We start from the raw sequence: 15,865 nt of genomic DNA on the forward strand, positions 1-15,865 counted from the left end.
ATTAGGTATAGTCGCTCGGCGCGTTTAACGGCTGAAGGATTCCACTTTCTCGAACGCCGCGCGCAGAACGTCAGGTGTGAGCGCCACGGGCAAATAGTGAATCGACTCCACCGGGCGCAGGGTGTGATTGATGACCTTGTCCAGTTCGTCACGGTTGTTGATATCCACCTCCAGCTCGCGAAGCCGGGTCGGCAGGTTAAAGCGCTGATACGCGGTGATAAGCTGCGCCAGCACGTCGTCCTGACCGAGCAGGGCGCTTTGCACCAGAATGCCGTAGGCCACTTTGGTGCCGTGCAGGTATTTTTCCGTCTGCGGCAGGACGGTTAAGCCGTTATGCACCGCATGTGCCGCCGCCACGCGTGTATAACGTTCGCCGAGCCCACCGACCATGCCGCCACCGGCAATAATGGCATCCACCACATCCCTGAATGCCTGCGTTGCTTCGCCGCGCTGCTGGTCAGCCAGCGCGTCCTCGCTGCGTTCCAGCAGCACGTCGCGGATAGCCAGCGCGCCGTTAATCCCCAGACGTACGGTCAGCGGCAGGTGTTCAGGCTGCGGTGCGAGTACAACCGCTTCATACCACTTCGCCAGGGTATCGCCGATACCAGCCAGCAGGTATTCCGCCGGGGCGTTAAGGATGATTTGCGGCTCCACCAGCACCAGGAAGTTGGCATCGTCGAAAATTTCAAACTGCAGCGCCTGCCCGGCATCGTTGTACCAGACGGAGAGCGGCGTCCATGCCGCACAGGTAGCGGCGATAGTCGGGATACCCACGAACGGAACGCCCAAACGACGCGCCACGGCTTTGACCGTATCCATCACCGCTCCGCCGCCAACACCAATCACCACGGCCGCCTCGCTGCCGGATTCATTCACCAGATGGGTGACGTCACGCTCGCTGCAGTGGCCTTTGAACAACAAGTGTTTTGCGCCGGGGGCCGCAAAGCTCTCCGGCAGGTAGGGACGAGCGCCTTCAAGCGCGCGTTCGCCGTAGATCCACACCGCGCGGGAAAGCTGCTCCGGGGTGAAGAAGTCATGCAGATGCGCAAGGCTTCCGGGGTGAGAAAAGTAGTTCGCCGGGCCGGGAACGACGCGGATATCGGTGTTGCTCATGGTGTTGTCCTTTTTTAGCAAGCGCTAACCCGATGTTATGTCTGGACATCCGGATGGCTAATAATATTTGGCTTTATCTTATGCCTTTTCTGTCGTTGTCAGTCAACCGGAGCTGTGAAAAATTCAATAAATCAAACTATTAATGAGGATCCTACGCGGATGGTTTCCAGTCGCCTTGAGATGCGCGGTATCAGCCTGGCCTTTTCCGGCTTTCAGGCGCTGTCGCGCGTGGACTTTACCCTGAACGGCGGATCGGTGCATGCATTGACCGGGGCTAACGGCGCGGGGAAATCGACGCTGATGGCGGTGCTGTGCGGAACGCACGATCGCTATGAGGGGGAGATCTGCATTAATAACCAGCCGGTGACGGTCCGCGAACCGCTCGATGCCAAACGGCTGGGGATCCACCTTGTGCAGCAGGAAGTGGACGTGGCGCTGGTTCCGGGGCTGAGCATCGCTGAAAACATCATGCTCGACCAGCTGGCGCAGCCGGGACATCGCTACCGCTGGCGTGCTATTCGTCAACAGGCGAAGCAGGCGCTGGCGCAGCTCGACGTTACGCTGGACGTTCGCCGTTCCATCGACAGCTGTTCGTTGGCTGAAAAACAGCAGATCCTGCTGGCGCGGGCGCTGTCGCATCACTGCCGTTTTTTGATCCTCGATGAACCTACCGCACCGCTGGATGCCCACGACAGTGAACGCCTGTTCGCGGTGGTGCGGCGTTTAAAGCAGCAGGGCATTGGCGTGGTGTTTATCTCGCACCGCATTCATGAACTGAAAGCCATCTGTGACACCTTAACGGTGCTGCGTGATGGCAAGCTGATTGAGACCGGCCCGATGGCGGATCTCAGCGGCGAAGCGATCGTCGAGAAGATGCTCGGCCACGAACTGAGCGATATCTACCCGCCAGCCCGTCCTATGCATAGCGACGAGACGCTGCTGCGGGTGGAGGGGCTGCACGACGACGCGTTGCTGAAAGATATCTCCCTGCATCTGCGTAAAGGCGAAATCCTTGGCATTGCCGGTCTGGCGGGCGCAGGCAAAACCGAACTCTGCAAGGCGCTGTTTGGTGCCAGCAAAAGCCGGGTGGAGCGTGGCGAGCTCAATCATCAGCCCTGGAAACCGCGCGATCCGGCCGATTCCGTGCTGCGCGGGCTGGCGCTGGTACCGGAGGAGCGACGCAAGGAGGGGATTTTCATCGACGAGCCGGTGAGCATGAACCTGGCCGTGACGGCAGATAACAGCTTTTCGCGCTGGAGTCTCTTTGGTCATCGTCAGGCGTGGCGCTGGGCGGAAGAGGTGATAGCCCGCGTCGGCGTGCGAACACGCGGGCCGGGGCAGGTTTTACGTCGGCTTTCTGGCGGTAACCAGCAGAAGGTCGCCATTGGCAAATGGCTGCGCAATGACGCCAGCGTGCTGATATTTGACGAGCCGACCAAGGGCGTTGACGTCAAAGCGAAGACCGATCTGTTTCAACTGATCGACGGCCTGGCCCGCGAGGGCAAAGGAGTGATTTACGCTTCGGGCGAATTTGCCGAACTGGTAGGACTGTGCGACCGCATCTGCGTGCTCTGGGACGGACGGATCGTGGCGGAAATCCCCGGGGCCGAGGCGCGGGAAGAGACACTACTTTATTATTCAACCGGAGGAACGGCGTCGTGAGCAAAGCCCTTTCAGTGACCGCGGCGGCGTCTGGCCGTCAACAGATTTTCGATTTTCTCTACCGGTGGGGCATGTTGCTCACCGTGGTGGCGCTGGTGGTGGTTTTTGGCCTGGCGTCGGACAGCTTCCTCGACCCGAACAACATCATCAACATTCTGCGCTCGATTGCCATCGTCACGGTGATTGCCATTGGCGTATCGATTTCACTCACCGTGGGCGGGTTTGATCTCTCCGTCGGCTCAACGGCGTCGCTGGCGAATGCGCTGGTGATTTCGCTCTTCGTCTGGCACGGCTTCGGCACCACCGAATCGATTGTGATCACCCTTGCGCTCTGCACGCTGGTCGGCCTGTTTAACGCCTTTCTGATCGTCATTTTGCGTATTCCGGACATGCTCGCGACGCTTGCCAGCCTGTTCGTGATACAGGGCGTGGCGATGACCTACAGCTACGGCGGGTCGATTACCGAGAACATGGTGCTGCCGAGCGGTGATATGGCGGAAGGAACCATTCCGGCGGCGTTCAGCCTGCTGGGGCAGGTGCCGACCATCGTCATCATCATGCTGGCGGTGACCCTGCTGGCACAGCTGGGATTGTCACTGACCACCCACGGCCGACGCATGTATGCCATCGGCGGCAACCCGGAGGCGGCGCGCCTTTCGGGTATTCGCACCACGCGCTACAAGGTTGCGGCCTACGTGCTTGCCTCGCTGCTGGCCGGACTGGGCGGGATTTTGCTGGCCTCGCGCATTGGGTCGTCGCAGGTGAATGCGGGCGGCGGGTATCTGATGGACGCGGTGGCAGCAGCGTGGATCGGCTTTTCGCTGGCCGGTTCCGGCAAGCCGAACGCGCTGGGAACGCTGGTGGGGGCGGTCATTCTGGGCGTTCTGTCGAACGGGCTGGTGATGCTCTCCGTACCGTATTACGCCATGGACATTATAAAAGGGCTGGTGCTTGCCGTGGCGCTGGCGATTACTTACATACAAAAACGCTGACAACACAACGGGATAAAAAAATGAAAAAGATTGCACTCTCTTTGGTGGCTCTTGGGTTACTCACCTCTCTGCCGGGCTTTGCGGCCACGCCTGCACCGGTTCCGGCGGCCATTGCCAACCACGACGGCCCCATTCGCATTGCGGTGATCCGCAACCTTGGCTCGGATGACAACACCACGCAGTTTGTCGCCGGGGCGATTCAGGAAGGGAAAAAACTTGGCTTTAAGGTCAGCACCTTTTTAAGCAACGGTGACGACGCAAAATTCCAGGACTTTGTGAATCAGGCGATCAGCCAGAAATATGACGGGATTATTCTCTCTCAGGGGCGTGATCCGTATGCGACCGCGCTGGTGAAGAAGGCGGTGGATGCCGGGATTAAGGTTTCGGTGTTTGATACCGCCGTCAACGGCGAGATCCCAGGCGTGACGGTCACCCAGCAGGACGATGCCTCCCTGACGAATCTCTCCTTCGGCCAGCTGGCGAAAGATTTCAACGGCAAGGCCAATATCGTCAAGCTGTGGGTCGCCGGTTTCCCGCCGATGGAGCGTCGTCAGGCGGCGTATAAGGAACTGCAAAAACAGTACCCGAATATCAAAGAGCTGGAGTCTATTGGCGCGGTGTCGTCGGACGTGCAGGGCGATACCGCCAACAAGGTCGGGGCAATTCTGGCGAAATACCCGAAAGGTAAAATCGACGCTATCTGGGGCACCTGGGACGCCTTCAGCCAGGGGGCGTATAAAGCCCTGAAGGAGAATGGCCGCACTGAAATCAAGCTCTACAGCATCGACATCTCCAACCAGGATTTACAGCTGATGCGCGAGCCGGGAAGCCCGTGGGCAGTGAGCGTGGCGGTGGATCCAAAGCTGATTGGGGCAACTAACGTGCGTCTGATCGCTAACAAGATTGCCGGAGAGCCGACGCCTGCGACCTATGATTTTAAAGCAGCGGCGATCCCGAAGGCGCTGCTGACCGCTCAGCCGGGTGCGGTGAACGTAGCGTCGCTGGGGAAAATCATTCCGGGCTGGGGACAGACCGAAGACTTTATTGCGCCGTGGTTTGCGACGCTGGAAGCTAAGTCAAAATAGTGCCCGGTAAGGCGCTGCCGCCACCCGGCGAAAGGAGCTAAAGGTGACAACATTACCCACCCCTGAATACAGCCGCAATATGCGGCTGATTGGCCATAGCGACCAGGGCGGTCGCCCGGACGGCGTGCAGCTGATGGTGCACCGCGGTTATGCGTATATTGGCCATATGGTGTCGCAGGGCTTTTCGATTGTTGACGTGCGCGACCCGAAAAACCCGAAAGCGGCGGGTTATGTACCTGCGCCGCCCGGCACCTGGAATGTGCATTTGCAGGCACACGACGATTTACTGCTGGTGATTAACGCCCGGGATCTGTTTGCCGATGCCCGCTTCGCCGATGAAAAGGTCTACTACACCCGTCAGGTGGGGGAGACCGTCAGCGACGTGCAGGACAAAGGCTGGAGCGCCGGGCTGCGCGTGTTTGATATCTCCACGCCGGACAGGCCGCGTGAAATCGGTTTTCTGTCGTTAAATGGCATTGGTATCCACCGCATCTGGTACGTCGGCGGTCGCTGGGCCTATGTGTCGGCGCTGATCGACGGCTTTACCGACTATATCTTCCTGACCATCGACCTGGCCGATCCGCGTAAGCCCGAAGTGGCAGGGCGCTGGTGGTTGCCGGGCATGAATCAGGCCGCAGGTGAACGGCCAGAGTGGCCGGAAGGCAAACGCTACGCGCTGCATCATGCCATTATCGCCGGGGATACGGCATACGGCAGCTGGCGTGACGGTGGTTTAACGCTGCTGGATGTGAAAGATCGCACTCAGCCGAAGCTGATTAGCCACCGCAACTGGAGCCCGCCGTTTGGTGGCGGAACGCATACCGCGCTGCCGCTGCCGGACCGCGATCTGCTGGTGGTGCTCGACGAAGCGGTGCTCGACAACCAGGAGGACGGCGAGAAGCTCATCTGGCTGTTTGATATCCGCGAGCCGTCGAACCCGGTAAGTATCTCCACCTTCCCGCAGCCGGATGAAAGAGACTACGTGGCGAAAGGCGCGCATTTCGGCCCGCATAATCTGCACGAGAACCGGCCGGGAAGCTTTGTCAGTTCCACGCTGATCTTCGCCACCTTTCAGAATGCAGGGGTGCGTGCGTATGACATTTCGAATCCCTACCGCCCGGTGGAAACGGGGGCGCTGGTACCTGCTGCACCTGAAAGGATGATGGATACACGCCCGAATCGCCCGCAGGTGATCCAGTCGTGTGATGTTTTTGTGGATGCGCAGGGAATTATTTACAGCACGGATTATAACGGCGGGTTGTCGGTGATTGAATATTGGGGCTGAAAGGGAATGGGGAACTGAAATATATTTATTAGGTGAATGCTTATATTTATAGATTCTTAAAATAAACGCGCCGACTTTATCTTTAAGTCCTGATACGTACTATGGCTCTTTTTTATTCAAGGATGAATTTAATGAGCCTGAAAAAATGTGCAGCCTGGTTGCAAATAGCACTGCAACTCCTTCCGTCGTCATTATTTTCGCTGGGCGCGACGCCCGTCGCCGCGCAGGATAAGGTAGCCGAGCCGCAAACCACAGAGCGGGTAGTGGCACAAACCGCCGTGCAGGCGGGGTCACTGCTGGAGAGCGGCAGTGGCCGTTCTGTCGCCAGCGCAATTACGTCCCAGGCAACAAATACCGCCACGCAGGAAATTGAGTCCTGGTTAAATCAATTTGGTACCACGCGTCTGAATATCGGTACTGATGAGCATTTTTCCATTCAGGACGCGGAGTTAGATCTGCTTATCCCTTTATACGAGCAAAAAACGTCGCTGCTGTTCACCCAATTGGGTGGCCGTCGTCACGACGACAGAAATATCGTTAATGTCGGGTTTGGCTACCGTGAATTTAATACCGCATGGATGTGGGGCGTGAATACCTTTTACGATCGCCAGGTTTCGGCGAATCAGCATCAGCGCCTTGGTGTTGGAGCCGAGCTAGGCTGGGACTATCTGCGTCTTTCAGCCAACGGCTACTACCGTTTAAGCGACTGGATGTCTTCGTCCCGCTATCGCGATTATGACGAGCGCGTGGCGAACGGCTTTGACCTGCGTGCAACCGGGTATCTCCCCGCGTATCCGCAGCTTGGGGCGAACCTCGTCTACGAACAATACTATGGTCAGCACGTCGGGCTTTTCGGTGACGATGAGGACGATCGTCAGAAAGATCCTTACGCCGTAACCGTTGGACTGAGCTACACGCCCGTTCCACTGGTTACCCTGGGCGTAAACCAAAAAATGGGTAAGGGCGAGGCATCGGATACGCAGTTTAACCTTGCGGTCAACTGGGCGCCGGGCGTGCCGCTGCGCACGCAGCTTGATGCGGACCAGGTGGGGGCACGCCGTACGCTGCTGGGGTCACGTCAGGAGCTGGTCGATCGTAATAACAATATTGTCCTGGATTACCGTAAGCAGGAGCTGATTTCGCTCGCACTGCCAGAAAACATTGCCGGGAATGAAAATGCCCGCCAGACCGTAACCGCGAAGGTTAAAACGAAATACGGGCTCGAACGCATCGACTGGCAGGGTGACAATTTGATACGTAACGGCGGCAAAATCACACCGGGTGCCGATCCGGCCCAGGTGGTGATTACGCTTCCAGCCTGGAAAAATGGCGGTTCCAACGCGTATACGTTAACCGCAACGGCCTGGGATAAGCACGGTAACGCTTCTGATACCGCGCGGATGACGGTGAACGTAAACGGAATGGACGTAACCACGCTGCAGCCCAGCCTGACGGCGTCTCCGTCCCGCTTACCGGCGGATGGCACCAGTCAGTCGGTATTAACATTGGCGCTAAAAACCGCATCCGGCGAGGCTGCAACCGGGTTATCGGAGCGTCTTGGCGCATCGATCACCCTGAAAAATGCCGTTACAGGCACCGCGGCGCCTGTCGCACCGCAAATAAGCGCGTTTCGCGAAACGAGCAGCGGCGTATACAGCGCAACGCTTATCAGCGGAACCGCGCCTGCCACCCTCACCATTCAGACGTTCATCGACGGCAATATTAAGCTTGCTACCGCCTCTGTGACTGAAGAGGCGGTGTCCGAGGTTGTGGAACTTGCATCACTCAGTCCGTCGACCGTAAGCGCACCGGCAGACGGCGTAACGCCAATTGTCGTAGTGGCAAGCGTTGTCGATCGGTCCGGCAATCCCGTTTCGGGGCAAGAGGTGAAATGGACAGCGGATAACGCTGCGGTTCAGCTGTCTGCTGAACGCACCCTCACCAATGAACAAGGGCAGGCCAGCATTCAGCTCATTAGCCGTGACGTGGTTGCGACGACAGTGAGTGCGCAACTGGCGGACGGTAACCCGCTCTCTACCCCGACGCTAAAATTTGTTGCGGACAGCGCCAGCGCACAGGTGAGATCGGTCAATGTCGATAAAACCCGCATTGTTGCCAATAACAGCGACAGCGTAACGTATACCGCGCAGGTCGCAGATAACAGCAATCATCCGCTTGAAGGCGTGACGGTTAACTGGACGGTGAAGCGGGAAGATGGCACGACCGCAGGAAGCAAAACCTCGGTTACCGACGCTGCCGGAAACGCAACGCTGTCGCTGTCGTCAGCAAAAACGGGCGTTGCCTGGGTTTATGCTGATGTAAACCAGCAGAATGCGGTGAAAGCGGAAGCCGTAACGTTTGTCGCTGACACCAGCACGCAGCGTATCGCCGCCGTGGTGGCCGATAAGCAACAGGCCGTGGCCAACGGCAGCGACAGTATTACCTGGACGGCGCAGGTGCGCGATCTGCAGGGTAACGCCATTTCGGGCGTAGAGGTTAACTGGTCGGCAGATAACCCAGACGTTAAGCTCGCCGCCAGCAGTACGCGGACGGATGCGCAGGGCAATGCCTCGCTGGTGGTTACCTCGCTGAAATCAGGCAGCGTTGTCATCACGGCTCAGACCGCTGAAAGCGCACCCGTTCGTGCTGACAGCGCAACCTTCACGGCCGATCTCACGACCGCGAAAATGACGGAGATGGCCGCCGACAGCGTGACGGCGGTGGCCAATGGCACCGACGGTATCACCGTGCGCACTACCGTTGTGGATGCCAATGATAACCCGGTTGACGGAGCGAAGGTTGGCTGGGCGGTGAGCCCTTCCGGCGCGACGTTGTCCGATACGAGCAGCGTGACGAATGCATCGGGTGAGGCGAGCGTGACCTTACGTTCTGAAACCGCGGGGGAATATTCTCTTCAGGCCACGTTCGGCAGTAACACGTTACGCGTGACAAAACTGACCTTCACCGGTGACACCACCACGGCAAAGCTGGCTACCCTCACGGCGGATAAAACGACCGGCATTGTGGCTGACAGCGATACCGTACTGTTAACCGCAACCGTGGTGGATAGCCATCAGAACCCTGTACCAGGCGTTGCCGTTAACTGGAGCAGCAGTGATGCGGCTGATGTGACCCTGACGCCCGTTTCAGCAATGACCAATGCGCAAGGGCAGGCTGAAACGCGCTTCTCATCGCGCAAAGCGGGCAACATGACGGTTACCGCGACGGTGAATGGTAGCGGTCAGACGCTTACTCTCTCCGTGACCGGTAATCCGGCGACAGCGCAATTTACGAGCCTGAGTGCGGATAAAAAAGAGGCGGTGGCTGACGGGAACGCGACCATACGCTGGACCGCCACCGTCGAAGACGCCAACCATAACCCGCTTAGCGGTGTGGATGTGGCGTGGCGTGTAGATAACAGCAGCGTGAAGCTTGCCAGCGCCAGCACAAAAACCAACGAAGCGGGTCAGGCGGTTGTAACGGCGTCAACGACAACGGCCGGAACGGCAACGGTTAGCGCAACAGTTGTCGGTTCAACGGCGGCGATAAACGCGGAGCCGGTAACATTTATTGGCGATGCGACTACCGCCAGGGTTGAGAGCCTCAAGGCCAGTTCTGACCACGCGGTAGTCAACACCGACCGCATTACCTACACCGCAGTGGTGAAAGACGTAAACGGTAATGCCGTCAAAAATGCGACGGTCAACTGGAACACCACGCTTAATACCCTTTCAGCGCAAACCAGTGTGACCAATGGCAGCGGCGTGGCGACCGTGAAGCTGAGTGGCCCGGATACCGGTACGGCAAAGGTGAGTGCAGAGAGTAATAACACCACTAAAACCGATCAAACGGTTGTGTTTATTGCCAGCTATTCAGCCATGTGGAGCGTCACCGGTTCGACAAGCGCATTCAGTACGGGCGCAATATTTGGCTTCCCTTCGCTTGGGTTTGTGGCAACGGGAAGTACGCAGGGGCCGACGTCCCTGGTATGGACCGCCGAAGGTTACAGCACGCTTGTCGTGCCGATGAAGGATGAACAAGGCAATACCCATGACGTGAAGATACGCGCGCAGCGCAGATCGGATTGCTCCACCCGTCCGTTCAATGTGGCGGTTCTGTGTAGCAGTTGGGAAACCACAGGCTATAGCGCCAGCCTTAAGTATGTTGAGGCCGATAACCCGGATCTCCCGAGCGGGGTTTACCGTGGGGATATCAAGTTTGCCGGTAAAGACTGGCATTCATCGTGGTCTCTCGATTACACCGTGACCACCACGCTCACCAAAAACTGATGCAAAAACCTCCCGAAAGGGAGGTTTTTTTTAACTGTACTGGCGCACTCTTGCCACCAGCTCTTCCACGCTGTCGATGCGATCGGCAATCACAATCAGCGCTTTACCCAGCGTGATGGCGTGGCGCAGACATTCGTGGCGCATCGCGTCGTCCTGAATGGTATCGATGTCCGCGACGTGAGACAGCCCCACACTGCGGCGGATCAGCTCCGTTCCGCAGAAACCAATGGTATCTCGCCAGACCTTTTTCAAAAATTCAGAGGCATAGCCCGGCGCACTCAGCGCGGCATCCCGGGTTTTCTCGTGCGCCAGCGCCTGGAAGCGCTCCGCAAAGGTATTCCATAACGCCTGAATGTCGATCAGACGCTGTTCCCGGGCGGCAGCGGCATCGCGGATGCCTAAATGCCCCGGCAGGCCACAGAAATTCAGCAGCAGGTTGCCGATGGCGGTACCCACGTCAAACCCAATCGGGCCAAAGTAACCGAATTCGGCGTCGATCGCTTTCAGGCTACCCTCGGCCACGAAAATCGATCCGCTGTGGATATCCCCGTGCAATAGCGCTTCGGCGTGGGAGAAGAAGCGATGCTTCAGGGAGGCCACGGCAATTTTCAACTGGGCGTCATCGCGCAGGGCGGCGACATCGTTTTCCAGCTCAGCCGGATAGTTGTTGCGCTCGTGGATCTGGTACGGATCGTTAAAGAACAGATCTTCAGTGATCTCGCACATCTCCGGGTTAATGAACTGGGCAACCTGCGCTTTTTTCTGGTGCGGGTGCAGGTAAAAATCGCTGGTGTGGAACAGCGTGTGCGCCAGGTACTCCCCCAGTTGACGCGCAGCCTGCGGGTAGGCGTTATTCTTAATCAGCTCCCCGCGCCAGATGCGATGGTCGGAGAGATCTTCCATCACCATGATCGCCAGTTCCGGGTCAAAATGATGAATTTTCACGGTATGCTGCGGGCTGTGCTTGTAATGCTCCAGCAGCGTTTGCGCCTCAAGACGGGCGCGGTCCAGCGTCAGCGGCCAGGACTCACCGACGCAGCGAACGTATGGCAGCGCCTGTTTTACGATGATGCGGCTCACGCCCTGAGCATCGAAAATTTTGAAGACCAGATTGAGGTTGCCGTCGCCTACTTCCTGCGCCTCTACCAGTGATGATGGATTATCAAGGCCGCCAAACTGCCTGGCATACTCCACGGCGTCCTGGGCGGTAAAGGTACGGTATTGCGACATTGCCTGCTCCTCACTGATTTGCGAATAAAGACATTTAGACGTCTATACATCTGGATTTCATCCTGACACAATGTGCTACAACAACGCAACAGGGAATTAACGACATGCAGACATTACAGACGACCAGCCTGCGGGTGGCGGATAATCAGCTCTTTATTCTCGACCAACAGGCCCTTCCGCAGGAGAAACGCTGGCTTGACGCCTCAACGGTCGAGGCGCTGGTGGGGCATATTCACGCCCTTAGGGTGCGCGGTGCGCCGCTGATTGGTCTCTCTGCAAGTCTGCTGCTGGCGCTGCTGGCGGAAACGGGGAAAAGCCGCGACGAGCTGGCGCTGGCGCTGGAAACGCTGCGCGCTGCCCGCCCGACGGCGGTCAACCTGATGAACAATCTCGACCGCATGAAGCAGGCGCTCTGGCAGGAAGATTTCGTTCCGGCGCTGGTGACGGAAGCTCTGCGACTGATTGACGAAGACAGGCAGCTTTGTGACGCCATTGCGACAGCGGGCAGCGCGCTGGTGAAGCCCGGTAGCCGCCTGCTGACCCACTGTAACACTGGCGGTCTGGCAACCGCAGGCGTCGGCACTGCGCTGGGTGTTATTGCTCGCGCACATGAGGAGGGCAACGTCAGCAACGTCTGGGTGGATGAAACCCGTCCGCTGCTGCAGGGCGGCAGGCTGACCGCGTGGGAGCTCGGCGAGCTGGGCGTGCCGTATCAGCTGATTACCGACGCCATGGCCGCCAGTCTGATGGCAAAAGGGGAGGTGGATGCCGTGTGGGTGGGGGCAGATCGTATTGCCGCCAACGGCGATGTGGCGAACAAAATCGGCACCTATTCCCTGGCGGTGCTGGCGAAATTTCACGGCATTCCGTTTTATGTCGCCGCCCCGCAAACCACCCTCGATCCGGCCTGCCCGAACGGTGAGGCGATCCCGATTGAGCAGCGCGCGGCCAGTGAAGTGACGGGCGTGGCGGGAAGCTTCGGCGCGGTACAGTGGGCACCGGAAAATGCGCAGGTTTACAACCCGGCGTTTGACGTCACCCCAGCCTCGCTGATAAGCGGCTGGGTACTGGATACGGGCGTGGTCACGCCGGAAGCGGTAGCAAAGGGGAAATTCGCCTGAGTCCGGCTATCCTTGTAAGGGGTTCCCCTGAGAGGACAACATCGTGACGCTCGATCCCGAAACAGACTTAAAACTGGAACGCGTGGTGGATGCACCGCGCGACCTGCTGTGGCTCTGCTGGACAACGCCAGAGCACATCAAAAACTTCTTTATTCCTGCCCCCCATAAAGTGACCGAATGCGACCTCGACCTGCGCGTGGGTGGACGGTTCAATACCGTTTTCGACGTGGACGGGCAAAAAATGGACAATAAAGGTGTTTTCCTGGAAATCGATCCCGGTAAAAAGCTGGTCTTTACCGACGGCTATACCGAAGGGTGGAAACCAGCCGAAAAGCCGTTTATGACGGCGATTTTGTTGCTGGAGGATCTTGGGGAGGGCAAAACCCGCTATACGGCGGTTGCGCGCCATCCCACGAAAGAAATCCGTGAGCAGCATGAACAGATGGGCTTCCATGAAGGCTGGGGGATCGTGCTGGATCAGCTGGTGGGGTATGTGAAGTCTCTCAGACCCCCTCTCCCTTGAGGGAGAGGGTTGGGGTGAGGGGGAGTATACGGTGATAGTGTTAAAGATGGGGGCGTTTTCTTGTCGCCCTTCTTTGACGAAAAATGGGTGTCCCCTTTTCATCAAAATATCTTTCCGGCCATATCACTTCAGGCGAGATGTTGAGCGCCTGAGCGATTAGCCATTCCCCTTTAGGCCATGGCCGGGAAAGCGCATTTGCCAGTGTAGATGATGATAGTCCAGCCTTACGTGACAAGGCTGCCAGGCTTGTTCCGTGTTTCTTTAGCGCGGCAACGATATCGGCAGGATGCCAGTTTTTATCACGCATGTGTCCTCCTTACGTAAGTTCGTTACGGGCTCAATTATCCCGTTTTGGGATAAAAACGCAATGGGAGGATATTCGATTTCAGGATATTTGTATGGAATCGGAACAATGGCCTCAGTTTATTCAGATGAATACCAGCGAGTTATCAATGCGTTGAAGAAAGCGCGTAAAGAGAAAGGGATTACTCAGACGCAGCTTGCGGAGGCGCTGGGGAAACCGCAGTCGTTTATCGCTAAAGTGGAAAGTGGTGAACGCAGGTTAGATGTGGTGGAGTTTGTGCATTTGGCAAAATTGGTTGGGGCAGATGTGCAGAGGATTATTGCCAGCATTTAACTAATGTCTGACTGCGGGAATGACCACCAGAGTGGTATGTTCCCCCTCACCCCAGCCCTCTCCCACAGGGAGAGGGAGCAATTTTCACCTATGCCAGACGCGGATACGCTTCCGCAATCGCATCACCGGTAAACTGCGCCACCCAGCCCTCCGGATTATCGAATATACGGATGGCCGTAAAGTTTGGCTCTGAGCCCATATCAAACCAGTGTGGTGTGCCCGCCGGTACCGAAATCAGGTCGTTTTTCTCGCACAGCACCTGATACACCTCATCGTCAATGTGCAGGCAGAACAATCCCGCGCCTTCCACGAAAAAGCGCACTTCATCTTCGCCGTGGGTGTGCTCGTTGAGGAATTTAGCGCGCAGCGCTTCTTTTTGCGGGTTGTCGGCGCGCAGGCTGATCACATCCCAGCTCTGATAGCCTTTCTCCGCGACCAGCTTGTCGATGGCATGCTGATAAGCGTCAATGAACACTTCTGGGGCAGGGTCGCGCCCTAAATCACGGTCAGCCGCCCAGCGTTCAAAACGCACACCTTTGGCGTTGAGCTGTTGGGCGATCTCGGCGGCGTCGGTGCTGTGCCACAAGTGCTTACTGGCGTCTTTATCGGAATAAATGGTTAATGCGCTCATGAAGGGATCTGCTCCGGGTTAATCTCGTCGAACTGGTGAACCTGATGATGGTGGCTTGCACCGTCATCATCACCGCGAATCAGCTGCAGGGTGCGAAAACCGGCCTGTTCAGCAGCGTCCAGCTCCTGATGGATATCCGACAGGAACAGGATCTGCGACGGGGCAATGCCCGTCTGCGCCGCAATATTCTGATAAGACTGCACCTCACGCTTGGCACCAATATGGGTATCAAAGTAGCCGCTGAACAGATGAGTAATATCACCTTCATCGCTGTAGCCAAATAACAGTTTCTGCGCAGCGACGGAACCAGAAGAATAAACATAGAGATCAATGCCTTGCGCTTTCCATTTTTCCAGCGCCGGCAGCACGTCCGGGTAGAGATGGCCGGTAAAGTCGCCGTTGACGTAACCGTCGTGCCAGATAATTCCCTGCAGGGCCTTCAGCGCCGTCGATTTACGGTCTTCATCCATAAAGGTGAAGAGGGTCTCGATAAGATCGCTGACGCTGGCGTGCGGAGTGTCGATTTCATCGCGCAGGTTGTCCAGAATCGATTTGACCGGCTCTGCGTACTGCTGGGCGGTGACGAAGGCCGCCAGACGCTCACGCGCATAAGGGAACAAAACATCATGGACAAAACGGATATCGCTGGTGGTTCCCTCAATATCCGTCACAATCGCGCGAATCATATCTTCTCCAGTTGTCGTAAACGCATTTCGCATTCAAATAAGAATTCTAATCCTTCCAGATGACGGCGGGCTTCGGCCACATCACGTCCCCAGCAGGTTAAGCCATGGCCGCGCAGAAGAAAACCATAATTAAGCGGGCGCTCCTGCGCGTAATGGGCGATTCGCGAAGCGAGGGCGTCTATATCCTGGTCGTTATCGAATACCGGAATGGCAACCGTAGCCAGATGCGTGGTCTGCCCGGTGAGGGATTTTTGCATTTCAAAGCCGCTGATGTGCAACTCCGCCTCTTTCACCAGCCGCGAGAGCACCGTGGCGTTCACCGTGTGGACGTGCAGTACGGCGTTGGCCTCCGGGAACAGGCGATAGATAAGCGTGTGTAACCCGGTTTCGGCCGAAGGTTTACGGCCAGAGGGGGCGCGATTGGTGGCGATCTCCACCTGCAGAAAATCATCCGGCGTGAGGCTGCCTTTGTCTTTGCCGGATTCACTGAGCCAGCACAGGTTTTCATCCTGACGTACCGACATGTTACCGCCGGTGGCGGGGGCCCAGCCTTTGGCGCCAATCCAGCGGCAGGCTTCGACCAGTTGCGTGAGTTGCAGGTTGTCTGTCAT

14 protein-coding genes are annotated in these 15,865 nt (G+C 57.4%); 8 read left to right on the forward strand and 6 right to left on the reverse strand.

Going from position 1 to position 15,865, the window contains the following annotated elements; all coding sequences use genetic code 11:
- Positions 1-24 precede the first annotated feature (24 nt).
- Positions 25-1,113, reverse strand: a complete 1,089-nt coding sequence (locus ACQG19_RS06690; RefSeq protein WP_047024254.1) for an oxidoreductase — start codon at positions 1,111-1,113, stop codon at positions 25-27.
- A gap of 159 nt (positions 1,114-1,272) precedes the next feature.
- Between ACQG19_RS06690 and ACQG19_RS06695 the strand changes: the two genes are divergently transcribed.
- The 5 genes from ACQG19_RS06695 (at position 1,273) to ACQG19_RS06715 (ending at position 10,426) form a co-directional block, all read left to right on the forward strand.
- Positions 1,273-2,775 carry a sugar ABC transporter ATP-binding protein gene (locus ACQG19_RS06695; RefSeq protein WP_350362579.1) on the forward strand — a complete coding sequence of 501 codons (1,503 nt, stop codon included), beginning with the start codon at positions 1,273-1,275 and terminating at the stop codon, positions 2,773-2,775.
- Positions 2,772-3,767 carry an ABC transporter permease gene (locus tag ACQG19_RS06700; RefSeq protein ID WP_013097621.1) on the forward strand — a complete coding sequence of 332 codons (996 nt, stop codon included), beginning with the start codon at positions 2,772-2,774 and terminating at the stop codon, positions 3,765-3,767. The genes ACQG19_RS06695 and ACQG19_RS06700 overlap by 4 nt, the downstream gene beginning before the upstream one ends.
- A 20-nt stretch (positions 3,768-3,787) precedes the next feature.
- Complete coding sequence (locus ACQG19_RS06705) at positions 3,788-4,852, forward strand: sugar ABC transporter substrate-binding protein (protein ID WP_246931571.1); 1,065 nt, start codon at positions 3,788-3,790, stop codon at positions 4,850-4,852.
- 43 nt (positions 4,853-4,895) lie between these two features.
- The gene (locus ACQG19_RS06710; protein WP_187443941.1) at positions 4,896-6,137 is read left to right on the forward strand and encodes an LVIVD repeat-containing protein; all 1,242 of its coding nucleotides are present in this window, start codon (positions 4,896-4,898) and stop codon (positions 6,135-6,137) included.
- A gap of 131 nt (positions 6,138-6,268) precedes the next feature.
- Entirely contained in the window at positions 6,269-10,426 is a 4,158-nt protein-coding gene (locus tag ACQG19_RS06715; RefSeq protein WP_246931570.1) for an Ig-like domain-containing protein, read from the forward strand.
- Between the two features lie 30 nt (positions 10,427-10,456).
- Here ACQG19_RS06715 and mtnK read toward each other — a convergent pair whose 3' ends face one another.
- Entirely contained in the window at positions 10,457-11,656 is a 1,200-nt protein-coding gene (gene mtnK / locus ACQG19_RS06720; RefSeq protein WP_246931569.1) for an S-methyl-5-thioribose kinase, read from the reverse strand.
- 104 nt (positions 11,657-11,760) lie between these two features.
- On the opposite strand from mtnK, the gene mtnA reads away from it, so the two are divergent.
- Together mtnA and ACQG19_RS06730 are read left to right on the forward strand one after the other, a co-directional pair.
- On the forward strand, positions 11,761-12,777 hold the full coding sequence (gene mtnA, locus ACQG19_RS06725; protein WP_246931567.1) for an S-methyl-5-thioribose-1-phosphate isomerase: 1,017 nt from the start codon (positions 11,761-11,763) through the stop codon (positions 12,775-12,777).
- A 43-nt stretch (positions 12,778-12,820) separates the two neighbouring features.
- Positions 12,821-13,300: an SRPBCC family protein gene (locus ACQG19_RS06730; protein WP_246931565.1), complete on the forward strand. Its 480-nt coding sequence runs from the start codon at positions 12,821-12,823 to the stop codon at positions 13,298-13,300.
- Positions 13,301-13,340: 40 nt separating this feature from the next.
- On the opposite strand, the gene ACQG19_RS06735 is transcribed toward ACQG19_RS06730, so the two are convergent.
- Positions 13,341-13,607, reverse strand: coding sequence for a helix-turn-helix domain-containing protein (locus tag ACQG19_RS06735; RefSeq protein WP_058650492.1), 267 nt, complete (start codon positions 13,605-13,607; stop codon positions 13,341-13,343).
- 105 nt (positions 13,608-13,712) lie between these two features.
- Here ACQG19_RS06735 and ACQG19_RS06740 point away from each other — a divergent pair, with 105 nt between their 5' ends.
- Positions 13,713-13,937: a helix-turn-helix domain-containing protein gene (locus tag ACQG19_RS06740; RefSeq protein ID WP_047351880.1), complete on the forward strand. Its 225-nt coding sequence runs from the start codon at positions 13,713-13,715 to the stop codon at positions 13,935-13,937.
- Positions 13,938-14,025: 88 nt separating this feature from the next.
- Here the strand turns inward: ACQG19_RS06740 and ACQG19_RS06745 are convergent, their stop codons facing one another.
- The 3 genes from ACQG19_RS06745 to ACQG19_RS06755 are packed head-to-tail and all read right to left on the reverse strand — an operon-like array spanning position 14,026 to position 15,865.
- Complete coding sequence (locus ACQG19_RS06745; RefSeq protein ID WP_246931563.1) at positions 14,026-14,568, reverse strand: 1,2-dihydroxy-3-keto-5-methylthiopentene dioxygenase; 543 nt, start codon at positions 14,566-14,568, stop codon at positions 14,026-14,028.
- Positions 14,565-15,254: an acireductone synthase gene (gene mtnC, locus ACQG19_RS06750; RefSeq protein WP_020685649.1), complete on the reverse strand. Its 690-nt coding sequence runs from the start codon at positions 15,252-15,254 to the stop codon at positions 14,565-14,567. Before mtnC ends, ACQG19_RS06745 begins: the two co-directional genes overlap by 4 nt.
- Positions 15,251-15,865, reverse strand: a complete 615-nt coding sequence (locus ACQG19_RS06755) for a methylthioribulose 1-phosphate dehydratase (RefSeq protein ID WP_013097612.1) — start codon at positions 15,863-15,865, stop codon at positions 15,251-15,253. Before ACQG19_RS06755 ends, mtnC begins: the two co-directional genes overlap by 4 nt.

This window comes from Enterobacter cloacae complex sp. 277I4 (assembly GCF_050031465.1).
In the GTDB taxonomy this organism is placed as follows: Bacteria; Pseudomonadota; Gammaproteobacteria; order Enterobacterales; family Enterobacteriaceae; genus Enterobacter; species Enterobacter cloacae.